The 24,062-nt window shown below is 47.2% G+C and carries 20 protein-coding genes and 1 riboswitch; of the genes, 10 read left to right on the top strand and 10 right to left on the bottom strand.

What is annotated here, in order from left to right:
- Nucleotides 1-69 precede the first annotated feature (69 nt).
- From KO473_RS06310 to KO473_RS06320, 3 genes are read right to left on the bottom strand one after another with little or no spacing between them, the layout of a single operon-like run.
- A complete protein-coding gene (locus KO473_RS06310; RefSeq protein WP_122130429.1) occupies nucleotides 70-2,214 on the bottom strand; it encodes a TonB-dependent receptor in 2,145 nt (714 codons plus the stop codon).
- Between the two features lie 37 nt (nucleotides 2,215-2,251).
- Complete coding sequence (locus tag KO473_RS06315) at nucleotides 2,252-2,923, bottom strand: HmuY family protein (RefSeq protein WP_122130430.1); 672 nt, start codon at nucleotides 2,921-2,923, stop codon at nucleotides 2,252-2,254.
- Between the two features lie 4 nt (nucleotides 2,924-2,927).
- Nucleotides 2,928-3,770: a calycin-like domain-containing protein gene (locus tag KO473_RS06320; RefSeq protein WP_233484246.1), complete on the bottom strand. Its 843-nt coding sequence runs from the start codon at nucleotides 3,768-3,770 to the stop codon at nucleotides 2,928-2,930.
- 567 nt (nucleotides 3,771-4,337) lie between these two features.
- On the opposite strand from KO473_RS06320, the gene KO473_RS06325 reads away from it, so the two are divergent.
- The 6 genes from KO473_RS06325 (at nucleotide 4,338) to KO473_RS06350 (ending at nucleotide 11,697) form a co-directional block, all read left to right on the top strand.
- On the top strand, nucleotides 4,338-4,682 hold the full coding sequence (locus tag KO473_RS06325) for a DUF6686 family protein (RefSeq protein WP_181996037.1): 345 nt from the start codon (nucleotides 4,338-4,340) through the stop codon (nucleotides 4,680-4,682).
- A gap of 47 nt (nucleotides 4,683-4,729) precedes the next feature.
- Nucleotides 4,730-5,638, top strand: a complete 909-nt coding sequence (locus tag KO473_RS06330) for a cation diffusion facilitator family transporter (protein ID WP_122130433.1) — start codon at nucleotides 4,730-4,732, stop codon at nucleotides 5,636-5,638.
- A gap of 677 nt (nucleotides 5,639-6,315) precedes the next feature.
- Nucleotides 6,316-7,914 (top strand): aspartate:alanine exchanger family transporter, encoded by a 1,599-nt coding sequence (locus KO473_RS06335; RefSeq protein ID WP_005778385.1) that lies wholly within the window; start codon nucleotides 6,316-6,318, stop codon nucleotides 7,912-7,914.
- Between the two features lie 280 nt (nucleotides 7,915-8,194).
- A complete protein-coding gene (locus KO473_RS06340) occupies nucleotides 8,195-8,875 on the top strand; it encodes an HlyD family secretion protein (RefSeq protein WP_005820619.1) in 681 nt (226 codons plus the stop codon).
- Nucleotides 8,872-10,401 (top strand): DHA2 family efflux MFS transporter permease subunit, encoded by a 1,530-nt coding sequence (locus KO473_RS06345; RefSeq protein ID WP_005778382.1) that lies wholly within the window; start codon nucleotides 8,872-8,874, stop codon nucleotides 10,399-10,401. Before KO473_RS06340 ends, KO473_RS06345 begins: the two co-directional genes overlap by 4 nt.
- Before the next feature lie 108 nt (nucleotides 10,402-10,509).
- Nucleotides 10,510-11,697 (top strand): DUF418 domain-containing protein, encoded by a 1,188-nt coding sequence (locus KO473_RS06350; protein WP_122130434.1) that lies wholly within the window; start codon nucleotides 10,510-10,512, stop codon nucleotides 11,695-11,697.
- 90 nt (nucleotides 11,698-11,787) lie between these two features.
- On the opposite strand, the gene KO473_RS06355 is transcribed toward KO473_RS06350, so the two are convergent.
- Nucleotides 11,788-13,518, bottom strand: coding sequence for an ABC transporter ATP-binding protein (locus KO473_RS06355; protein WP_005806679.1), 1,731 nt, complete (start codon nucleotides 13,516-13,518; stop codon nucleotides 11,788-11,790).
- Between the two features lie 31 nt (nucleotides 13,519-13,549).
- Complete coding sequence (locus KO473_RS06360; protein ID WP_122130435.1) at nucleotides 13,550-15,352, bottom strand: ABC transporter ATP-binding protein; 1,803 nt, start codon at nucleotides 15,350-15,352, stop codon at nucleotides 13,550-13,552.
- A 221-nt stretch (nucleotides 15,353-15,573) separates the two neighbouring features.
- Here KO473_RS06360 and KO473_RS06365 point away from each other — a divergent pair, with 221 nt between their 5' ends.
- The 4 genes from KO473_RS06365 (at nucleotide 15,574) to KO473_RS06380 (ending at nucleotide 20,956) form a co-directional block, all read left to right on the top strand.
- Nucleotides 15,574-15,894 carry a hypothetical protein gene (locus KO473_RS06365; protein WP_005820610.1) on the top strand — a complete coding sequence of 107 codons (321 nt, stop codon included), beginning with the start codon at nucleotides 15,574-15,576 and terminating at the stop codon, nucleotides 15,892-15,894.
- A 70-nt stretch (nucleotides 15,895-15,964) separates the two neighbouring features.
- Nucleotides 15,965-18,268 (top strand): TonB-dependent receptor, encoded by a 2,304-nt coding sequence (locus tag KO473_RS06370; protein WP_005778375.1) that lies wholly within the window; start codon nucleotides 15,965-15,967, stop codon nucleotides 18,266-18,268.
- A gap of 169 nt (nucleotides 18,269-18,437) precedes the next feature.
- Nucleotides 18,438-18,646: riboswitch (cobalamin riboswitch) on the top strand.
- Between the two features lie 63 nt (nucleotides 18,647-18,709).
- Complete coding sequence (locus KO473_RS06375) at nucleotides 18,710-19,687, top strand: methionine synthase (RefSeq protein ID WP_005778371.1); 978 nt, start codon at nucleotides 18,710-18,712, stop codon at nucleotides 19,685-19,687.
- A gap of 159 nt (nucleotides 19,688-19,846) precedes the next feature.
- Entirely contained in the window at nucleotides 19,847-20,956 is a 1,110-nt protein-coding gene (locus tag KO473_RS06380; RefSeq protein WP_032541471.1) for a cytochrome-c peroxidase, read from the top strand.
- Between the two features lie 53 nt (nucleotides 20,957-21,009).
- Here the strand turns inward: KO473_RS06380 and trxA are convergent, their stop codons facing one another.
- The 5 genes from trxA to fldA all read right to left on the bottom strand — a co-directional run bounded on the left by trxA (nucleotide 21,010) and on the right by fldA (nucleotide 23,970).
- A complete protein-coding gene (gene trxA / locus KO473_RS06385; RefSeq protein WP_122130436.1) occupies nucleotides 21,010-21,495 on the bottom strand; it encodes a thioredoxin in 486 nt (161 codons plus the stop codon).
- A gap of 21 nt (nucleotides 21,496-21,516) precedes the next feature.
- Nucleotides 21,517-22,551 carry a TQO small subunit DoxD gene (locus KO473_RS06390; RefSeq protein ID WP_005806662.1) on the bottom strand — a complete coding sequence of 345 codons (1,035 nt, stop codon included), beginning with the start codon at nucleotides 22,549-22,551 and terminating at the stop codon, nucleotides 21,517-21,519.
- A 12-nt stretch (nucleotides 22,552-22,563) separates the two neighbouring features.
- A complete protein-coding gene (locus KO473_RS06395) occupies nucleotides 22,564-22,779 on the bottom strand; it encodes a DUF6132 family protein (protein WP_005778363.1) in 216 nt (71 codons plus the stop codon).
- A 297-nt stretch (nucleotides 22,780-23,076) separates the two neighbouring features.
- Complete coding sequence (locus KO473_RS06400) at nucleotides 23,077-23,439, bottom strand: DUF2023 family protein (RefSeq protein ID WP_005778362.1); 363 nt, start codon at nucleotides 23,437-23,439, stop codon at nucleotides 23,077-23,079.
- Between the two features lie 21 nt (nucleotides 23,440-23,460).
- Nucleotides 23,461-23,970 carry a flavodoxin FldA gene (fldA, locus tag KO473_RS06405; RefSeq protein WP_022012605.1) on the bottom strand — a complete coding sequence of 170 codons (510 nt, stop codon included), beginning with the start codon at nucleotides 23,968-23,970 and terminating at the stop codon, nucleotides 23,461-23,463.
- Nucleotides 23,971-24,062: the final 92 nt, after the last annotated feature.

Here is a 24,062-nt window from a genome sequence, read left to right on the forward strand (position 1 = left end):
TTGGTTTATTTCGTTCTTACTAAATGCCGATCGTACGATCGGAAATACCGGCTGACTTAGCCTCTTCCGCTATTTTCTGAACATCTGATCGATGTCCAGTGATAACCCTACGGAAAAGTTGGTTCCCGTTGTATAGGGCGAATTGGCGTAATAATAATCGGGGCGATAGTTGAACAGGTTGTTGACAGCCATATTCACATTGATTCCCTTCCATACTCTTTGTGTGAGGATCAGGTTCCACATGGTATATCCCGGATAAGTTACTTTTTCCGTCCCTGCATTCGGATCATTGGAGGTGTATTGGTTGGTTTTCACCTGTGACAAAGCCCGTCCGTCCAGTGACAGATTGAAGTCATAATGATCCCACGTCTTGCCGTATTCCAGCCGTACCGTAGCCGAGTGGGGGCGGGTAGAAGTGGTCTTCGCCTGTCCCTCGCGCATAAACTCATGGATGTACGTGTACGAGATGCGTGCGCCTATGCCGCAGGGATATTTGGCAGAAACATTGGCATCGATTCCGGCGATGTCCACCCGTGGAGTATTGGTATATATTTGAGCAATTGTTCCGTCGGTATCTCTGAAAGAGCTATAATCAATGCGGTCGTGCACCAGGTTATAATAACCCGTCAGCGTGAAGTTGTAACGGTTTTTGGTGTATTCTCCCGAGAGCGAGAAGTTATGGCTGGTTTCCGGGGCGAGATCCGGGTTACCGTAAATCATCATGGTGCTTGCCATGTAGAAGTCCATGTGCATCTCCTTCAGGGTGGGCGAACGGAATCCTTGCGCATATGATCCTCTCAGGGAGCAGTTTCCTATCTTGTACATCAATCCCAGATGGGGTGAGAAGTGGCGCACGTTCGATTCGGAGAAGTAATCGAACCGCAATCCGGCAATCACGTTGAAGTGTTCCGTTGGGTTCCAGTCGAATTGTCCGAAAGCGTCGGCAGAGTGCATCGTGTAATCACCGTTATCTTTAAATTGGTACGACATCAGGTAATCTCTCAAGTAATCCGCTCCGACGGTCAACGTGTTTTTATCGTCGAACGTGTAGTTGTAAAGGGCGCGTACGCTGTGTTGCACGTTGCTGTAGTCGCGGATGTCATTCTTGTACGATACCAGATAGTCACTCTTGTCGTACTGGTCGAATGTATAGGCAACTTCCAGGTTGCTTTGGGTATTTAAGTCATAGTTCCCTTTCAGTCCGCCGCTGAATCCGCGATAGCGGTTCTTGGTCTCCGGTGATGCATCCCGTTCACGGAAATAATAACCGGCACGTGCCGTCAGCCGTAGCTGTTCGTTCGGGGTGAACATCAGTCGTTCCTTCACATTCCAGGTCTTGTTGCCATTGATGGTTGTATAGTCTCCCTGTTTCACGTCGTAGGAGTCTATGTTGGTATATTGCACGTTGGTTTGGCTGTAGAACTTACCGGCATTGAACCCCACCGTACCGCCATGTCGCTGGTCGTTGTGTACTCCAAAACGGGTATTGAGGTTCAGGTTCCACGGATCATCCGAAGCCTTGGTGATAATATTGATTACGCCGCCGATGGCATTCGAGCCATACAGTGTAGAAGCTGCCCCTTTCACGATCTCCACCCGCTCCACGTTGTCCAGGTTGAGGCGGTTATAATCTACATTGTTCAGTGTCTCTCCCGCCAGGCGTTCGCCGTCTACCAGGAAGAGGACGGCGTTACCGCCGAATCCTTGCATGTTGAGTTGCACCTGTTGGTCCATCGAGTAAGAGAATTCGATGCCTGGTAGTTCTACCTGAAGCAATTGTCCGATATTCGTGGCATCCACCTTTTTCAGATCGCCCGCTGTGATTACCCGGGTGATGATGGGAGCATCTTTCAGCAGCTTCGGGGTACGTGTTCCGGTGACGACTATTGTACCCAGATCCATCAGGTCTTCTTTCAGGACGAAATTGAGACGGCCTTGCCGAGCAGCCGTTGTTTTCTTTGAGGTCGTTACATAGCCGACGAATGAGACCTGAATGGTGTACTCCTTCTGGTCCGGAAGTGTCAGGGTGTAGTGCCCTTCCGTGTCGGTGGTGGTACCGACGGATGGCTTTTCTTTCAAAGTGATGGTAGCGCCGACCAGTGCTTCTTTGTCGGTATCGATCACTTTACCGGATATTTTATGTTGTGCGGCAGCTACACTTGTCAGCAAGAGGCTTGCGAAGAGGCAACATGCCTGTTTAAGTAGTCTTTGCATATTTATTTTATTTGTTTTTATCTTTATCAGAGGGGGATTACGGTTCGTATGGATACAGGTAATCAAAAGTCGTGTACCCTTTGGCTCCTTTGGCGTTCATATAACTCGTCAGACGAATGGCAGCCATGGTGCCGTCCTCCATCCTGAGCAGATATACCTTATTGGACGGAGTGTAAATGGGAGGCATCTCTCGGGTGTCTACATCGAGCCATTTTGAGAGCTCCGGATTGTAGTCCGACGGGGCGTAGATCAGGTATCCGTCATCTTCCATCATGTGTGAAACATCGACAGCTATTTTGTTCGTTGTCCATTCGTCGGCGACAAAGGCACCTTGAGGCATGCTGCCTGCGTTTTTCAGTGCATTCAGGCTTTGGTATTCGGTTTCAAGCACTTCACCGCCATTGGTCTTTACATCATATCGATGAATGGCAAGATCCCATGCGACCGGATCATCCGCACCTTCTATGGTAACCTTGGCCGAGTCAATCTGCAGGCTGTGCAGGTTGATATAGTTCCACTTTGTATATTGGGTTGCGTCCACCCGGACTGTACCGCTGTGATTGGCACGGTCTATTGCAATGAAACCGAAATCCTTTGCAGTTTCCGGTTCGTCATAGATGTTACTCAATATCCCATTACAAGCTGAGAACGATATGAGTATCGTTCCCAGCAGAGTAATGGCTAAACAAAACAAAGTCGCCTTTTTCATCTTTTTATTTCTTCCCTTTAAATTGTGCAGTAATATCAATTGGCATGGCACCTGGTTTGAAGGTGAAAGTAATGTTAGCTTCACTATTGGTCACCGTACCCGAAATAGTTCCGGTAATTTTGGTGTTGTTGGTATCAGTAGCGCTAATGCTTCCCTCTATTTTGAAAGTGCTATTGTCTGCACTGGTAACTTTAACATCTGTTACAGTGAAGTCTCCTAAATTCATACCTTTGCCTGTTTCAGATTTATTCAAATTGGAGAGTCCCTTAAGAGTGACCTCTACAGTATTGTCAGATGAACGTTTCATGCTGACTTTACAGTCTGTAATATCCGGATACGTAGTCGATCCGACGCTGACTGATAAATTGGCTTCTTTGCTGTAAGTGCCCGAAACATGATATGACAAAGGTAGTGTTCCCTGGATAAACTCAATGGCAAGCCCTCCCATCACACTTGGTACATTAACTTTGAGGGTTAGCTTTTTCTGATCATCTACACTTCCCGTGAGTGTAAAATCCTTTGTGCCAGCAGGCTTATCGTTCATAGAAAGTTCTACCTGGCCTGATCCCTCGAATGTTTTGGAAGTAACTTTGATATTATTCAATTTAAACTCACCCGATCCGGAATCATAGTTTACATTAATAGTACCATCCTCATTAGGCGCAATTGTTACTACTGACTTTTCTCCCATTACGTAGTCAGTAAACATTGCACAATTACCTATTGAGTAACCTTCGTATTTTCCGGCCAACACTTGGTTGAGGGGTGTTTCTTCATTCTTGTCGTCATTGCAAGCTGCGCAGGCGCACAACACAAACATCATAGTCAGTAAATTCTTAATTCTCATTTGTTTTCTTATTTAATAATTAGTATTTAGATAAATGTGTATACTTTAATATATGGCGTTGAATTACTTTTGAATTCGGTTGCAAAGCTATGCCCAATAAAAAGGATTTACAATACCTAAATAAGATGAAAAAGAACTTGGCGGATACCTATAAATGATTAATGTAATAATTCCTTTTTATCTATATTCATAATAAGTAAGCTCTATCAGGACGATTTCATGGAACTGTCGTATTTGCAGAAATCTCTTTCAAGAGGGAATATACCGTCGAGGAGGTACTTGATCCATACCGTCAAAGTGCCTTGAATAAGGGGAGTATTTCAGATACCATTCTGTGAGAAGAGGTTACGGCAGAGATTGACGGGATGTTGAACGGCTTGAGATTTGTTGGTATCGAAGTGGTTTTGGACTGCTGATTCTTTAGGAGTATTGTCTTATTATGCGGTAGTGCAATACGAGCTTTGCTCCCTAAATGTGATTATTCATTGTTTGATAATAGATATTAATAGGTATTGCTCTCTCGTATTGATTCCTGTACCTTTGTACCGTCACCAAAACTTAAAAGTTATGATGGAACTTATCAGTAAGACTCGTAATGGAATGATCACTTATTGTGCCCATTGCAGAGTATATCATCTTGAATTCGGCAATCTGTTTTTTCGTCTTTCCGAAGCAGGCTTCGAATGCTTGCGGAATTACATTGTATCCATTAACGGTCCCTATTGTGAGAGATCGAACGGAAAGATGACTGCTAACCGGAAGATATTTCTTAAACTACCGGCAGAGAATGTTTATTTCTGTGTATACAGAGCCGAACTGGAGGAGTTGAAAGCATTGGTCTTGCTACAAATACCTGCAGTGGAAGGAGATAATAGTGAAGTCGTGTTTATGCACGATATTTCGTTGAACTAATTTATACCGGGAGTTGTTTTTGGAAGTAGATAAACATCATTGAAATAATGGCACATTCCCACGAATATCATCACGAGCACGTCCATGAGTTGACGTCACTCAACAAATCTTTTATAATTGGCATTACGCTGAACATTTTGTTTGTCCTCGTTGAGTTCGGCATCGGTTTTTATTATGATTCTTTAGGTCTGCTCTCCGATGCCGGACACAATTTGGGAGATGTTGCGAGCCTTGTGCTTGCTATGCTTGCTTTTCGCTTAGCCAAAGTACATCCTAACAGTCGCTATACATATGGATACAAAAAAAGTACGGTACTTGTCTCGTTGCTCAATGCAGTTATTTTATTGGTTGCCGTAGGTATTATTATTGCTGAAAGTATTGATAAATTGCTCCATCCGGTTCCTGTGGAAGGTGCTGCCATTGCCTGGACTGCAGGGGTCGGTGTGATTGTCAATGCAGTTACGGCCTGGCTCTTTATGAAAGACAAGGAGAAAGACCTGAACGTGAAAGGTGCTTATTTGCATATGGCGGCCGATACATTGGTTTCCGTGGGAGTAGTCATTTCCGGTATTATTATTATGTATACCGGATGGACCCTTGTCGATCCGATCATCGGATTAGTGATTGCCGTAATTATTGTAATTTCTACCTGGGGACTCCTGCATGATAGCCTTCGCCTTTCGCTTGATGGAGTTCCGGTAGGAATAGACAGTGAGAAGGTCGGGCAGATAATTTTGGCACAATCCGGGGTTGAAAGTTTTCATCATTTGCATATCTGGGCGTTAAGTACCACGGAAACAGCACTGACTGCTCACATTGTGATTGAAAACCTCCGTTGTATGGAGGAGGTGAAGCATGCGGTAAAGCATCAACTGGAGCATGTCGGGATACATCATGCTACTTTAGAATTTGAATATAAAGGAGCTTGCTGCAATGGGGAAAATTGCATCTCTTAAAAGTCATTTTAGAGATAATATCAATTTGTCAAATTGATATTTAGAACTTCTTAGAATCTCGTATTTGTCTCCCTTGTCGGAACTTATTGGAAAAAACGTAGAGAAATACCGTTGGTAAATCTCCATCCGGATGTCAAAAGCACTTTATTGATTGCTATCTGGTAGTGATCTGTGTGTAACGTGATTGATATGGATGTCTTACTCGTTATTATTGTTTCTTTCTGACAGTTAATAGCCTTTCCGGAATGTGTGTGAAGTAGGGAATATCAGTCTCTTTCCAAGCTCCTTTTCGGTAAGGCTATATCTTTTTCATCGAAAGGTTACTTCATTGGGGGAGGAGAGTTACGGCATATGAGGCGGATGGTTACTCCCTTTTTTATCCATCCCTTGTTGTTTCTTGTAAAAAAGGGGAAGTGGTACCTTGTTTTCTATGCTTCTGGAGTGGGTAGCATCACTTGTTTAAACTCCCGTCAGTTCTATTTGCTTATTTCTGAATGGATAATGAATCAGCAAAATCTTCATATTCCTTTCTTTTTGATTGTAATATAGCTTTTCCCCTGTTATTATGTAATGGACTGCTGACCGGATAGTGGAAATTACTTCTTCTTTTACTATAACCGAAAACAGTTTTTTACGTACCTTTGCACCACTAACAACTAAAATTAACCTTTTTATTTATGTTTACTGACTTATTGCACTCCTCTTATTTCTCGCTCTTCCTTATCGTAGCGTTAGGCTTCATGTTGGGAAGAATCAAGATCAAGGGGCTATCGCTCGATGTGTCGGCGGTCATCTTCATTGCCCTTCTTTTTGGGCATTTTGGTGTAATTATCCCAAAGGAACTGGGTAATTTCGGATTGGTACTTTTCATTTTTACGATCGGTATCCAGGCAGGTCCGGGATTTTTCGATTCTTTCCGTAGTAAAGGGAAGACGCTGATCATCATTACACTTCTTATCATTGCTTCGGCCTGCTTTACGGCTATCGGTCTGAAGTATGCTTTCGATATAGATACTCCCAGTGTGGTAGGTCTGGTTGCCGGAGCGCTGACCAGTACGCCGGGTCTGGCTGTTGCCATCGACAGCACCAATTCTCCATTGGCGTCTATCGCTTATGGTATTGCCTATCCGTTCGGTGTGATTGGCGTCATCCTGTTCGTGAAGCTGTTGCCTAAGATTATGCGTATTGATCTTGACAAGGAGGCCCGTCGCCTCGAGATAGAACGCCGGGGACAATTCCCGGAGTTGGGGACCTGTATCTACCGCATCACGAATCCGAGCGTATTTGGCCGCAGCCTGATGCAGATCAATGCACGTGCCATGACAGGAGCCGTTATTTCACGTCTGAAACATCAGGAACAGATATCCATCCCGACAGCCCATACAGTGCTTCGTGAAGGAGACTACATCCAGGCAGTGGGTAGCGAGGAAGCATTGACCCAACTGGCCGTACTGGTGGGTGAACGTGAAGAAGGTGAACTTCCATTGGAAAACACGCAGGAGATAGAATCGTTGCTGTTGACCAAAAAGGACATGATAAATAAACAGCTGGGCGACTTGAACCTGATGAAGAATTTCGGCTGTACCGTGACCCGTGTTCGCCGAAGCGGTATCGACCTTTCACCGTCACCCGATCTGGCACTGAAGTTTGGTGATAAACTGATGGTGGTGGGCGAGAAGGAAGGTATCAAAGGAGTAGCCCGTTTACTGGGAAACAATGCCAAGAAGCTGTCCGACACCGATTTCTTCCCTATTGCCATGGGTATTGTGCTGGGAGTTATTTTCGGTAAGCTTAATATCTCGTTCCCGGGAGGATTATCTTTCTCACCGGGATTGACTGGTGGTGTGCTGATGGTGGCTTTGCTGCTGAGCGCGGTGGGTAAAACAGGTCCTATTCTCTGGTCTATGTCAGGCCCTGCCAACCAGTTGCTCCGTCAGTTGGGATTGTTGCTTTTCCTGGCCGAAGTAGGCACATCGGCCGGTAAGAATCTGGTTGCTACTTTCCAGGAGAGCGGTTTATTGCTGTTCGGAGTAGGTGCGGCCATCACCCTCGTACCGATGTTGATCGCTGCGTTCGTTGGGCGTCTGGTGTTTAAAATCAGTCTGCTCGATTTGCTGGGTACCATAACCGGTGGCATGACCAGTACACCGGGGCTTGCCGCTGCCGATTCCATGGTAGACAGCAATATCCCGAGTGTAGCTTATGCAACGGTATACCCGATTGCAATGGTATTCCTGATCCTGTTTATACAGGTGATAGCAACGGTAGTATACTAAGTTATTCCACCGGAGAGTTCCGGGGGCATGTCAAATTTTACCACAGAGGACACAGAGTGACACAGAGATAATTCTAAGTTGTTGATTACTATAGTAAATACTCTGTGCTACTCCGTGGTGAAAAGACTTTCGACGCACCTCCATGACTTAAAAATCACTCTGTGTTATTCTGCGCCTTCTGTGGTGAGTTTTTCAGTGGAATCCGATTCCTTTTTCTTCCCTTTCCAAACCTTTTCTTGCAGATTTTGTTTCCATCCTTGTAACTCTAATCCCAAGAATTATGGACGCTGCAAATACATCGAATACTTCTGATAAGAAAAAGTTTATCTGGCTGGTGATATTGCTTATCATCGCTTTTGTCGTTGCCATTGTATGGTGGTGGAACTATCGGAAATACGTCTCTACGATAGACGCAAATCTCGATGGCGGCCGTGTCAACGTTTCCGCCCGTGTGATGGCTCCGCTGTCTGCGGTCTTCAAACACGAAGGAGACAGCGTGAAGAGAGGTGAGTTACTGGCCATGCTGGACAGTACGGCGACTGAGAATTACCGGATCGTTTCGCCGGTAGATGGCCTGATAGCCAAACAGTGGGTGGTTCCCGGCGATTTGTTGCAGCCGGGCGAAAACATCTTCACTCTGAACGAAGGTAAAGAACTCTGGGTGGCTGTCTATTTGCAGGAGACTAAATTTAACGAGATCCGTATGGGACAATCGGCCCTTTTCACCCTCGACGCCTATCCCGGACTGACGTTTTATGGAAAGATTTTCTACATCGGTGCCAACGCTGCATCCGAGTTTTCCCTGATTCCTCCCGATAATGCTTCCGGCAATTATACGAAGGTAGCCCAAAGGATTCCATTGAGAATCTCAATCGACCGGGTGGAAGGGAAAGAGAAATTGAAAGCAAATCTCCGCCTGCTTTCGGGGATGTCTGCTAACGTGAAGATTATCAAAGAATGAAAGAAGGTTCTTCTTATAAGTGGATCGTACTGGGCAACATTATGATAGGCACCTTTATGGCGGTGCTCGACTCTACTGTTGTCAACACCGGACTGCCTGTGATAATGGGTACGCTCGGTGCGGACATCAATGTGGCCGAATGGGTACTGACGGGATACATGCTTTCGATGGCAAGTATTCTGCCTGCCGCCGGATGGCTGTCCGAACGCTTCGGTTATAAAAAGATCTATTTCTTATCCTTGCTTGTCTTTACAGCCGGCTCCTTCATGTGTGGAAGTTCGTCCACTATCGAAGAACTTATTTTCTGGCGGGTGATCGAAGGTTTTGGATGTGGCATGCTCCTTCCCGTCGGTATGGCTATTGTGAGCGATGTATTTCCGCCCGAACAACGGGGGACGGCATTGGGATTCTGGTCTATCGCTTCCGCCGCTTCGGTCTCTTTTGGTCCTACCATTGGTGGATACCTGGTTGATTACATGGACTGGAACTATATCTTTTACGTCAATATCCCGATAGGGATTCTCGCTTTGATCGTAACTGCCATTGTACAGAAGGAACATGTGAAAGGAACCAAAGTTCCCTTCGATATTCCCGGTTTCATCACTTCTGCCATTTTCCTGCCTGTCTTTATGTATGGGCTTTCCGAAGTCAATTCGTCCACCAACTCCATGGGATGGAACAGCCCCGTAGTGCTCGGAGCTATGTGGATTGCGGTGGTCACCTTTATTTTGTTTCTCTACTTTGAGTTCACTGTCAGGACACCGCTTATCAATCTGCGCCTGTTTGTTGACAAGGACTTTGCGTTATCCAACCTGATCCTGTTTGTCTTTGGTATCGGTATGTTCGGCAGTACGTTCCTCATTCCTCTTTATTTGCAGGACAATCTGGGGTACTCTGCTTTGCAGGCCGGTATGTTTTTTATGCCTGTGGGCATTATCCAGGGAGTCGCTTCGCCTTTATCGGGTAAACTGATGCAGCGCATCAATCCCAAAGTCTTTATTGTGTCGGGCATTCTGTTGATGGCCGTCAGTTTCTATATGAACTATTACCTCTCTTTCCTGACCGAAAAGTGGTATATTATGCTGAGTCTCTATTTGCGTGGGTTGGGTATGGGCTTACTTTTCACTCCGTTGCTGACTCTGTCGTTGGTGAATATCCGTAACAGCGATATGGCACAAGCCTCCAGTATCACCAATATTGTCCGGCAGATGGGAGGAAGTTTTGGGGTGGCCATCTTCAGCCATCTGCTGACGCAGCGTACGGCTTTTCATACACAGCGATACAGCGAAGCCCTGAACTATACAGGAGACGTATACCGCCAGACTATTCACTCTTTAAGCCGCTTCATAGAACATACGGGAGGCAACACACCCGATACCGCCAAGGAAGTGGCAGAAATGCTGGTACTGAAGCGTATCGATCTGGAGGGATATATCAGTGCCATCAACGACGATTTCTTCATTGCCTTTATTGTCACGTTGCTGTGCGTTGTTCCGGTACTGTTTCTCAGGACGAAAAAAAGATAATGTATGTAGTTTCGTACTTACATATAGGTATGAAGTGAATGATTTATCACTTCATTTTATTACTTTTGCCACTTATTCAATAACCGTATCTTAAAAACAACAAAAAACATGCGACAAACAATTGCTTCAAAAACTCCCCGTATCGAGGTTGTAGATGCCTTGCGCGGCTTTGCCGTAATGGCGATCCTGCTGGTTCACAACCTTGAACATTTTATCTTTCCTGTGTATCCCGATGCTGCTTCCCAGCCGGAGTGGCTCAATATTCTCAACGAAGGAGTGTTCAGTGTCACGTTTTCCCTGTTCGCAGGAAAAGCCTATGCCATCTTCGCTCTGCTCTTCGGATTAACGTTCTACATACAATATGCCAATCAACAAAAGAAAGGGAAAGATTTCGGTTACCGTTTTCTCTGGCGTCTGCTCCTGCTGGGTGGTTTTGCCACCTTGAATGCAGCGTTCTTTCCGGCGGGAGATGTCCTGCTGCTGTTTTGTGTGGTCGGTATCTTTCTGTTTATTGTCCGCAAATGGAGTGACCGGGCAGTATTTATCCTGGCTGTCTTCCTGCTGTTGCAGCCCGTGGAGTGGTACCACTACGTGATGAACCTTGTCAATCCGTCCCATTCCTTACCCGATTTAGGAGTAGGGCAGATGTATGCTGAAGTGGCGGACTATACCAAAGAGGGAGATTTCTGGAAGTTCATCTGGGGGAATGTGACCTTGGGGCAGAAGGCGAGCCTGTTTTGGGCGATAGGTGCAGGGCGTTTCCTGCAAACGGCCGGACTGTTTTTGCTGGGAATGCTGATCGGACGGAAACAATTATTTGTCACCTCGGAGAGCACGACCCGTTTCTGGGTAAAAGCACTGATCTGGTGTGCTGTGTTATTCGGTCCTCTCTATCAGTTGAAAGTACAATTGACGGATGCCGGCCAGCCGGACATGATACGCCAGACGGTGGGTGTGGTGATGGATATGTGGCAAAAGTTTGCTTTCACAGTAGTGCTGGTTGCTTCGTTCGTATTGTTATACCAAACGGAAAAGTTCAAGAAGCTGACTGCCGACTTGCGCTTTTACGGTAAGATGAGTCTGACGAACTACATCTCCCAGTCCATTGCCGGAGCCATTATCTATTTCCCGTTTGCGCTCTATCTGGCGCCTTATTGCGGGTATGCCGTCAGTTTGCTGATCGGTTTTCTGTTCTTCCTCTTGCAGGTTCGCTTCTGCAAATGGTGGTTGAAAGGACATAAGCAGGGACCGTTGGAAAGCCTTTGGCACAAACTGACCTGGCTTCGTTCGGAATAAACGGGTGGAGTGAATCCATCGGGCGTTCGTACACAAAGCGGGGCTGCTTTCATCTGGATGAAGGCAGCCCCGCTTCTGTATATGACACCGTTATACTTGCCAGCCCATTGTTTTCTCTTGTATGGACCATAGCTTGTAATAGAGTCCTTCCCGTCCGATCAGTTCTCGGTGTGTACCTTGTTCCGTGACGCATCCGTTTTCAAGCACGATAATCTTATCCGCGTTCTTGATGGTCTTCAGGCGGTGTGCGATGACAATCACCGTCCGTCCGGCAATCAGCGTGTTGATTGCTTTCTGTACATCTACTTCATTCTCCGGATCGAGGGAGGCCGTTGCTTCATCCAGCAATACAACGGGAGCTTCTTTCAAGATGGCACGTGCGATGGAGACGCGTTGTTTTTCTCCTCCCGAAAGCGTACAACCTCCTTCGCCCACCATCGTGTCGTACCCATTGGGGAGTTTCATGATGAATTCGTGGCAGCAGGCTTTCCGGGCGGCATCTTCGATTTCTTCATCCGTAGCGTCTGCTTTTCCGAAGCGGATGTTGTTCTTTATGGTATCTTGAAACAGATAAACATTCTGGAAAACCATGGAGATCTGCTTCATGAGGGCTTCCGGTTCTATCTCCGACATGTCGGTGTTGTTGAAGGTAACTTTTCCCTGTTGCGGGTCGTAGAAGCGGGCGCATAGTTTGAGCAGCGTGCTCTTTCCGCTGCCGGAAGGGCCGACCAGCGCAGTAAGACATCCTTGTTTCAAAGTGATGGAAATGTCATGCAGCACTTCCGTTTCTCCGTAGCCGAAGGTGACGTGCTCAAAACGGATGTCACCACTTTGGGGACTCTGTTTGTTCCCTTGCATTTCCGGTTCGCGCATCAGGCTCAGGATACGTCCGCCTGCGATAGAGAAGTAGCGGAATTCCGCAAAGTTGGTCAGTGCCGAAGTCAATGGATCGAACACACGCGAACCGACGATCAGAAACATGACGAAAGTCAGCAGGGAAAGTTCGCCGCCTATCAGCAGATAGGCACCGCAGAGGATCATCAGTGTCAGTCCTGCCCGGATAAGCGTGATGGACAATAGCACAAAGGGACCCATTAACGCTTCCTGACGCATGCTGGCACGACGTAATTCTGCGAAGGCATGGCGCAGACGTTCGAATTTTCCTCCTAACAGGTTGTAGGCTTTGATGATGCGTATTCCCTGCAAGTATTCTTCAAGGCGGCTGCCGGCATTGATTTTTGCCCGGATATGCTTTTTACCGAGACGCATCTGCAACCGGTTGCTGCCCAGCAAAACCAGTACGGCCAGAGGGAGGGCAATGAACATGGCTACAGACATGCGCCAGTCAATCCATAGCAGAGAGAAGAAGGCGAGGAGAGGCATCACAAGAGCCCCCATCAATTGAGGCAGATGGTGGGATATGCCTGTCTCGGCAAGGGTAAAGTCGCTGATCATCATGCTTGCCAGGTCGCCCGGATCATGACGGAACAGGCTGCCAAGGGGAAGTTTACGCAAATGCTCTGCGAGTTCGATCCTTCCTTGGGCACTCATTTCGTAGGCTCCGCGGAAGTTATATCTGTATGCCTGTCTTTCGGCCATAGCCATGACGAACATATAGGCGACAAGGATACCGAAGATGATCCACAACCGTTGCATGTCCGGTCCCTGCCCGCTGCCGTCAAAAGCGCGAAAAAGAATATTGACCACTTCGATAGACAGCATAAACGGAATAATGTTCACTAAATTAGCGAGTACAGTGTAGCCGACAGGTTTACGCAGGCGTTCCGTGTGGCCGATGGTGATATTTTTAATTGCATTCATTGATTTATTTATATTTTGGAAGATACATCAGTCAGGATGGGCATTCGGTTTTCAGAGTCCATTGGAAGGCGTCGGTGTAGGCATCCCACATCTTTTTATATACTCCTTCCTTCCGGCTCAGTTCGGCGTGTACGCCTTTCTGTACGATCTCTCCTTCTTTCAGGACGATGATTTGATTGGCAGAGATGATGGACGACAGGCGGTGGGCGATGATAATCACCGTTTTATCTTTGATCAGTTCCTGCAGAGCCAGTTGCATTTTGTATTCGTTTTCGGGGTCGGCAAAGGCGGTGGCTTCATCCAGTACCAGGATGGGAGAGTTCTTCAGGATGGCACGGGCGACAGACACTCTCTGTTCTTCTCCTCCGGAAAGATATACACCGCCTTCTCCTATCAGCGTTTGGTAACCTTGGGGCAGCCGTCCGATAAATTCGTCACACTGTGCCGCACGAGCTGCCGCATGCACTTCCTCTTCCGTAGCGTCGGGTTTGCCCACGCGTATGTTTTCGTAGAGAGTGTCGAAGAAGAGAAATGAATCCTGGAATACGAACGAGACCCGGTCCATCAGTTGCCCGGTCGCAATCTCCCGGATATTGATTCCGCCTATTTTAATGGCTCCTTGTGTGACATCCCAGAAGCGGGGGATCAGGTTGGCGATGGTCGATTTACCGGAACCGGAAGGACCTACAAGTGCGGTTATTTCGCCGGCATGTGCGGTGAAACTGATGTCTTTCAATGCTTCTGTACGTGTGGTTTCCTTGGTGTTTTCGTACGAGAAACTGACATGCTCAAAGCGGATATCGTGCTTATGGGGTGATTGCGGTATGACGGGTTCCGGCACTGGTTTTTCTTCAAAGATGGCATCCAGGCGGCTGACTCCTTCGTCAATCTCCCGAGTGTTCGATGCGAGAAAAGTGAGCTTGTGAAACGGGGCGGCTACACCCGGCCCTAATATAATGAAGAACAGATACACTCCGGCCAGTACCACATTGCCCGGTTCGCGGCTCAACAGCAGTAAGCCCACCGGGAGGATGAACGTCACGATGGAGTTGAGCAGTACGGTGAACCACACCATACCCGGTTGGTAGGTGTCGCATACGTGCAGTGCGTATTTTTTGAATGCATAAATAGATTGGCTGAACTGACGGAAAGACGCGACTGTCTGCCCGAATATCTTTACGACCGGCATGCCTCGTACGTATTGCACGGCAGAGGCACTCATCTGTTCCGATGCGTCAAAGTATTGGCGGAAAAAATCTTTTGACTTCCGGCCGAACATCAGTGAGAATTGAACGAGTATGCTGATGACAATGGCCAGCAGGCAGGCTGCTGCCATCCATCCGTTGAGGCTGAAAAAGAGGACGAACATCACTGCTACCGTGGCGGCCGCATTCACCAGGTCGGGGATGGTGTGCGCGATAAACAATTCGATCTTCTCTACATTCTGTTCAAGCGCTTTTTTGATCGCTCCGGTAGAACTGTTGTTCAGATAGCCGAGAGGCAGTCTTCCGATATGTTCGGACAACCTGACCCGCAGTCCGTAGAGGATACGGAAAGCGGCCATGTGTGAGGACATCAGTGCGCCGTACAGAAGTAGCAATCCGCCGATGAGTCCGGCAAAAGCTATCCAGCCCCAATCGGTCAGATACTCTTTGTCGACGTTGTTTATCTCGCCCGCATTTTCCAGTAAATTATTCAGTACCTGGTAGACTGCCAGGTAAGGAATCAGCATGCAACAGGCACTGAGTGCCGATAATACACCTGCCAGTATCAGCAGGCCTTTCTTCTCGCCCGCTATCTCAAACAGGCGGGGCAGTCCTTTTTTCTTTTTCATGTCCTATATCAATTAAATTTAGAGATGACGTTAAATGTGTTTCACAAAGGTGGTGACCATTTTCTGAATCTGAAATACCTAATAATGATGAAAATGTGTGAACAATCTACCTTGAAGCGGTGTTACACTTATTATCCCCATAAATAGGGATTGTTCCGTAAGGGAATACTTCTTATCTTTGCCACAAAACTAAACGGATGAAACAATGCTGTCAGAACATAATGCGATGGTTTTTGCCTGTACTCTTTATATCGTACATGGCAGGTATCACGCTCTTCACCCACTCACATGTAGTGAACGGGGTGACCATTGTCCATTCGCACCCGTTTAAGAAAGATTCTCCCCATAGTCACACCACAGTCGAATTTCAATTGATTCATTTGCTGAACCATGTGGTGACTACCGGAGCCGGTCTCTTCTTTCTATCCCTTCAGTTTATTGCTTGTCTGCTCTATACGCTTTCGTGGCGTCCGGAGAGGGCAGGATACCATTCGTCTGTTACAGGCGTGGTATCGTTGAGAGCGCCGCCTTCAGCCGTATAAAGCATCTCTCTCACTCTTACTGCTTTATTTAGAGAAACTTATTTAGTAATTTTACTATCCAGAAACGAAAATGAAGAAATACATATTTTTCCTCGTTAGCCTGTGCTGTGCCTTGTTGCCGGCTATGGCCGACCAACCGGAACACCCGGAACTGAAAGCTTCCGATGCGAATATCATCGGACATGTACTCGATAAAAAAACGGGTGAACACCTCTCTTATATAACGATTGCTCTGAAAGGAACCACGATTGGCACCGTGACGGATGCCACCGGACACTATTTCCTTAAAAACCTTCCCGAAGGGGATTTCGTCCTCGAAGCCAGTTCGGTTGGTTATAAAACCATCAGCCGCAACGTCACGCTTAAAAAGGGGAAGACGCTTGAAGAAAACTTCGAGCTGGAAGAGGATGCCGTAGCCCTCGACGGAGTGGTGGTGTCTGCCAATCGAAGTGTGACCAAACGGAGGCTGGCACCTACGCTGGTCAATGTGGTGGATATGAAGATGTTCGAGAATACGAACTCGCCTACACTCTCGCAAGGACTGAACTTTCAGCCCGGTGTGCGTGTGGAGACGAATTGCCAGAACTGCGGGTTCCAGCAGGTGCGCATCAATGGTCTGGACGGCCCCTATACGCAGATTCTTATCGATTCGCGTCCCATCTTCAGTGCCCTTTCCGGTGTTTATGGTTTGGAGCAGATTCCTGCCAACATGATTGAGCGGGTAGAGGTGATGCGTGGTGGAGGTTCTGCGCTGTTTGGTTCGTCTGCCATTGCCGGAACCATCAATATCATCACTAAAGAGCCGTTACGCAATTCGGGGCAGTTGGCACACACCATTACTTCTATTGGCGGCAGCTCGTCTTTCGACAATAATACCTCGCTGAATGCTTCGCTGGTGACCGACGATCACCGGGCAGGACTCTATGTGTTCGGTCAGAACCGACATCGCGATGCGTATGATCACGACGGGGACGGTTATTCCGAAATGCCTAAACTCAAAAACCAGACAGTAGGTTTCCGTTCGTTCCTGAAAACAAGTACATACTCCAAACTAACGTTTGAGTATCATCACTTGCAGGAGTTCCGCCGTGGCGGCAACATGCTGAACCGTCCGCCTCACGAAGCCGATATTGCCGAGCAGATTCAACATTCCATCAATGGTGGGGGATTGAAGTTCGACTATTTTGCTCCGAACGAAAAGCACCGCCTGACACTGTATACATCGGCACAGCATACGGACCGCGACAGCTATTACGGTAGTAAAAAGGACCTGAATGCCTATGGAAAGACGACGGACCTGACCTTTATCGGCGGTTCCCAGTATGTGTACAGTTTCGATAAATGCCTCTTTATGCCTGCCGATCTGACTGCCGGGCTGGAATATAACCGGGACAATCTGAAGGATGATATGTGGGGATACAATCGCTATACCAGGCAGACGGTGAATATCGGTAGCGCTTTCTTCCAGAACGAATGGAAAAATGAAAAGTGGAGTATCTTGCTGGGCGGACGTCTGGACAAGCATAATCTGATCAACCATGTCATCTTCAGTCCCCGTGCCAATTTGCGTTTCAATCCTACACAGGACGTCAACCTCCGTCTGAGCTATTCTTCCGGATTCCGTGCCCCCCAGGCTTTTGATGAAGACCTGCATATTGAGAATGTGGGCGGAACGGTGTCTATGATTGAGCGCGCCAAGAATCTCAAAGAAGAGAAGTCGCAGAGTTTCAGTGCTTCGGCGGATATGTATCACCGCTTCGGTGCTTTTCAGGTGAACTTCCTGGTAGAAGGTTTCTATACCAAGCTGTCGGATGTGTTTGTTCTCGAGAACATCGGAGTGCGGGACGGGATTCTGATTAAAGAACGTCGCAATGGTTCGGGAGCGAAAGTGCTGGGACTGTCGATGGAAGGAAAAATGGCTTACCTCTCTTTGTTCCAGTTGCAGGCGGGAGTCACCTTGCAGCAAAGCCGTTATGACGAACCCGAAAAATGGAGTGAAACGGCACCGGCTCAGAAGAAGATTTTCCGTACTCCGAATACCTATGGATATTTCACGGCAACCTATACCCCTGTCAAACCGCTCTCCGTTTCCTTGTCGGGAACCTATACCGGTTCGATGCTGGTGCAGCATATGGCAGGTTATATCAAGAATGACATAGCGGTCAATACGCGCGATTTCTTCGATATGGGAGTTAAGTTGGCCTATGATTTCAAACTTTATAAGACGATAGACCTCCAGTTGAGCGCCGGTGTACAAAATGTGTTCAACGCTTATCAGAACGACTTTGATCAGGGAGTGGAACGTGACTCCGGATATATCTATGGGCCGGCTGCTCCGCGAAGCTATTTTGCCGGAGTAAAGATCAGCTATTAAGCCCGTTGCAATTAGTCTGGAAACCGAGCCTCTGCTTGGTTGAAACGAAGGCTCTGTCCCGGTCGGACGGAGCCTTTGTTCTGTCCGGACAGAGCCTCTGTTTTACTTCGGCAGAGGCTCCGATTGAAAAAAGTATCTCTCTGAACACAAATATCTGATTTATTGTTTTTATATTTGTCGGCAGATTGGTTCGCCAAAGCTTTCCTGCTTCTGGCGATTAAAAGGGAACCGGGTGTGACTCCCGGACAGTCCCGCTGCTGTGAGGCTTTAATACAAACATTCCGATCGGATACTCTTTTGCCACTGGCTCGTGTAAGCCGGGAAGGCGTTCGGAATGGAAGCTAAGTCAGAAGACCTGCCACTCTCGCTGATAAGTCTTGGTTCCTCGTGGGTTAGGAGCAAAGCACAATAGTAACAATCAATATTAAAAACGTAGAGCGTATGGAAAAAGTAGTTCCTCCGTTCAAAGTAGACGTTGCCGGTACTTTTCTTCTGCCTCCTGCATTGAGAGAAGCCCGTGAGCAATATCGAAACGAACAAATCAGCCTGCTTACTTTGCGTGCTGTCGAAGATGCCGAAATACGGAATCTGGTAGACAGACTGAAGGCAGAAGGGCTGAAGGTGGTCACCGACGGCCGTTTCCGCAGTGATGCGTGGCCGCTCGACTTTATGTGCGGATTGGATGGCATCCGATTCCGGGATGACAGAAAGACTTCTGTCGAACTGACCGGCAGGATCGATGTGCATCGTCATCCGGTGCTCGATGATTTTGTTTTTCTTACCGGGGTAACCGGCGGAGATGTAATAGCTAAGCAGGTGCTTCCGGCGCCTTCGCGCCTGCTGGCCGAATTGATGAAGGACGCAAACCGGACGCAACTTGATCTGATTTATCCCGAACTCGAGACATTGCTGGTGGATATTGCACAGGTGTATCAGAAGCTGATTATGGAATTGTATAAATCGGGTTGCCGTTATCTGCAACTCGATGACGCAACGCGCACGGTGACAGATAATGCTATTCGTGTCAACAACATGGCTTTGGAAAATCTGCCTGCCGACCTTTACATCGCTTTTCACTCGCCTACCGAAATGCTTTTCTCACTACAGGGCATCAATGCTTTTTTCCTCGACTATGATTCGGAATGTTGTGGCAAAAACCGTTTGCTGTGGTTCATACGGGAAAAGCAATCGGTTTTTGGTTTCGTCCTTTCCCATTATCCCGTAGAGGAAGAGTTGGAAGAACTAAGGGCTAAGATCGACCAGATTGTACGTTATATTCCCTCGCACCGCTTCTCACTCTGCATTCCCAATGCTGAGGTACTACCTTCGGAATCTTATGAAGAGGCTGAGGAGAAGCAATGGCATACGCTGAGAATGGCTGAAATGGTTGCGGGAGAACTTTGGCCCGAAGAGGAATAGAACTTCTTTATAACTATAGTATATTTTCGTGGAACAGATTCGTAAGAGCCTGTTTAGAGGGGCCCGGGCGATGTGATTTCGACCGGGCTTTTTTATACCTTTTTCAGAAAATGATGTATCTTTGAACCCTGAAACAACTATATCCCTGTTTTTACAACTATGATGACACATAAACTACTATTAGCCGCACTGATGGGTTCTGTCTGCATCTCGTGCGGACATCCGCCTCACAAAGGCGGAAGCGAGAAAGAAGCGTTGGGTAAACTCCTCTTCCATGATACTTCGCTCTCTGAACCATCCGGACAGTCGTGCGCCACTTGCCATGCCGTCTCCCGGGGATTTGCCGATGAACAGTCGCGTGCCATATCCGAAGGCGCAGTGCAGGGACTCTTTTCTCAGCGCAATTCCATGTCGGTATGTTATGCCGCTTTTGTGCCTGAGTTACATTATGATGATGAAGATGAAAGCTATGTGGGAGGTCTGTTTTGGGACGGCCGTTCTCCTTCTTTGCGGGATCAGGCGGGTGTTCCTTTGCTGAATCCGGTGGAAATGGGGAATAAGGACAAACAAATGGTGGCCGAAAAGGTGAGACGTACTCCGTATTATGACCGTTTGATACGGATATATGGCGAAACGGGTAATGCCGATTCGCTGTTTGCTTACGTTACGGACGCACTGGCGGCTTATCAGTCATCCAAAGAAATCAATCCTTTTACATCCAAGTACGATGCCTATAAAAAAGGAAATTATCAGCTGACCGCACAGGAAGCGCGTGGAAAGGAGCTTTTCAAGGAGAAAGGGCAATGTGCCGAATGCCATGTCCTGGATCGTGACAAGCGGGCACACCGCACGTTGTTTACCGATCATACTTATGATAATCTGGGTATACCGAAGTTGCCGGATCATCCGCATTATAAGGTGCCGGCAGAATATTTCCTGCTAACTGCCGATTCGGTGGATTTGGGGTTGGGGGCTATTGTCAATGCTGAAAGTGAGAATGGCAAGTATCGTGTGCCTACGTTGCGCAATGTGGAACTCACGGCTCCATATGGACATAACGGTTATTTTAAGACACTTGAGGAGATTGTGCATTTCTATAATGTGCGGGACGTGAGTGATGATTTTCCACCTGCCGAGTATCCTGCTACCGTGAACAAGGATGAATTGGGAAATCTCGGACTGACACAGGAAGAAGAAGCTGACATCGTGGCCTTTATGAAAACGTTGACCGATGGCTACATGAAAGTTCATAGATCAGAAAAACGATAAATTCCCAAAAAACGGCCTCAGTACCGGTTTGCCGGGTGAGGCCGCATCATCGTTTATGGTTTCAATAGAACTTTATCGATATACCCTTTTAGTTGCTCTTTGGATAAAGCCCCCATGCTTACTTGGGGCTCTCCCTTCATCGGTACAAACCAGAGGGCGGGAATACTCTGTATGCCGAAAGCCTTTGCCAGTTCCGGTTCTTTGTCTACATCTACTTTATAGATATAAATCTTTCCGGCATACTCTTTGGATAATTCTTCAAGGATCGGAGCGACCATTTTGCAGGGACCGCACCAGTCGGCATAAAAGTCTACGATAGCCGGTTTGTCACCCAGGTATTTCCATTCCTTCGAATGGTTTTCATAGTCGGCTACCTTCTTTAGAAACTCTGCACGAGTCAGGTGGATGGTTCCCGGTTGCGGTTTTTCCGTTTGTACCGTATCTGCGCCGGCAGTTGTCTTGTTCTCGGATGTCCCTTTGCAAGATGCAAAGGCCAGCAATCCTATAAATAGGAAGGGGATAAGAATGCTCTTTTTCATTTTTCTGCTTTTTAATGGTTATTAATGGACGATCTCTTTTTTCCAGGTGATGCCACTGATATCGGTCAGTACCAATTCGTATTTTCCTTTGGGCAAAGTTCCCATAGCCGGATCATTGACTGTAAGGGTTGCTTTGCTTCCGAGCGGAATCACCAGGCTATGCTTACCCGGAGCTACCCGGGCAATGTATTTGTTATCGATATTTCCGATTGGGAAGTCAGCCAGTTCTTCTCCTTTCTTTTCTAACACAACGTGTCCGTTGGCGTCTTTCAGGCTGATACCGATCAGGAAAGAGCCGTATACATCGGCACCTTCAACACGATAAACACTGAATGACAAAGAGTTGTTCTCTATTTGTGCGTCGGATATTTCAATCTTCGGTTTAACGGACTTATTGTGCAGTGGTCCCCAGACACCGTTGTGAAACTCTTGGTTGGTGTACAGGGTCAGTACGAAGATGACGATGGCACCTGCCACACTGATATTGGCAAAGCGTTTGGTCTTTAAAGGTAATTCTCCGGAGGTCAGCCATACCAGCCAGCCTGCTTTCTTCCGTAAGGCGAATTTTCGCTCTGTCAGATAATCGACCGAGTATCTTCCACCACCGGAAAGGAAGATAGTGAATCCGGCAGCTACTCCCAAAATACCGATCTGCCATTCGTCCAGGCAGGTTGTTCCCAACCATCCGGATCCTAAGAGGATACCGGTGGCCAGACTGAATACACCGATACTCATCAGGCGGGTGAAGAACCCTAACATATAGAGTAACCCGACTACCCCTTCGACAAGGGTGAAGATCACCATTGCCCACCACAACATATCGGGGGTGGATACCAGATATTCGATTACCGGACGGATACCTATCGAGTTCGGAAGGAAATGGTTGAACTTTTCTCCGATGTATCCGGCACTGTCCGGTATCAGTTTATTTTCGAGTACAAGGCGTCGCCAGAAGGCTGAAAAGTAAGTCCATCCCACTACGAGGCGCAGTGAAAGCGTAAACATGCCTGCAAGTAAGTAGGCTCTTGATTGTTCTTGTTCGTTTGCGGTTGCCATAAGATGTGGGGATTAGTCGGTTCTTTTCGGGGTACTGCCTGTCTTAAACAGGTTCAGAAGTAATCCGCCCATCACAGCTCCCCAAAGGGTGCTGTTGACCGGCGAGGAGGTAATGGGACAAGTGCCGCCGGTGCAGCCTACGTATTTCCAATACAGGAATCCTCCTACAGCTCCTATTGCCAGTCCGACAAATGTGAGCAGGTTCTTTTTGAAGAATGCTTTAATCATCTTGTTTTCGGGTATTTTTAATTAATTGTTTTCTTATAAAACAAATTTCCTGCGGAAAGTACTACGGGGATAACATTCTTTATGAAATAGAGGTAGGCGAAACCGGCACGGTTTATCAGGCGACTGTGGGGTTGTATGGGGGGGCAAGTGGGCTCGCTACAATGTGACACAGAGTTCCGCAGGGCTGGCTGTTATTTTCCCTCTGCGAAACTCTGTGTCATCCTGTTGGTTCATTCCGGCGTGGCTGTATCCTTCTGCCGGATGAACCGTGTCCTTGTACTGAAAACAATCTGAAACTTATCCGGCAATCTTTATATTTTCTTTTTTACTGCAATATCGTTTACATTGTTGGCAGATATCGTATCCGAGCATGGCGCCTAATATGAAATCTTCTTCCGGAGTGAGATGGTTCAAAGGCCGAATAATGATATGCCGTATGGCTTCCATACATTCGGCCTTACCAAAGAACAGATTTATCTTATTGGTGTTTACTTCTTGTATCAGGTAACTGATATTCTGTTTTTCCAGACGTTGTATGGCAAACGCTTCGTGCTCCTTATTCATGGTGTAGAGCACCATGTTGCGTATCCCTTTCTTGAATTCGTATACATGGTTCAGGAAAATTCGTATTTCACCCGGAACCTTTCGTTCGATAGCCATAACGTTCGTCGGAATTTTAAATTAGTTGATACATTCTTTTTTTAAAGATTCAGTCCATTGGGCAATACGCTTGTCGGTCTTGTTGTCTTCGTTAACTTCATCCAAAGGAAGTCCCACGAATTTGCCGTTGACTACTGCGACAGAAGAGTCGAATGTGTAGTCGGACGGGTCGGTTGCTCCGCAGAAGGTGCAATGGGTGTCTTTCAGCTCTTCGTACAGGATACCGATGCCGTCGCAGAAGGTATCGCCGTATGAATCTGAGTCGCCGCAACCGAAGAGCGCTACAAATTTGTGAGACAGGTCGGCCTTCTTCAGCACTTTAATGCCATCATACCAATCATCCTGAAGTTCGCCTGCTCCCCATGTAGAGGTGCCCAGCACTAATACATCATACTCTTTCACTAACTCGTCGTTCAGTTTTGAGGCATCGTGGATGTCACCTTTAGGAACGTTCAGTTTTTCTGCAATCCGGCGGGCTACATCTTCGGTAGTCCCCGTTGTGGAACCGTAAAATACTCCAATTTTATTCATTTTCTGATCTTGTTTTTAAATGATGTGGCAAAGATAAGAGGTTCGGAAGAAACAGAAAATCCCCATTTATAGTGGAAATAACAGGGTAGTTA

Source organism: Bacteroides sp. HF-4919 (genome assembly GCF_018860125.1).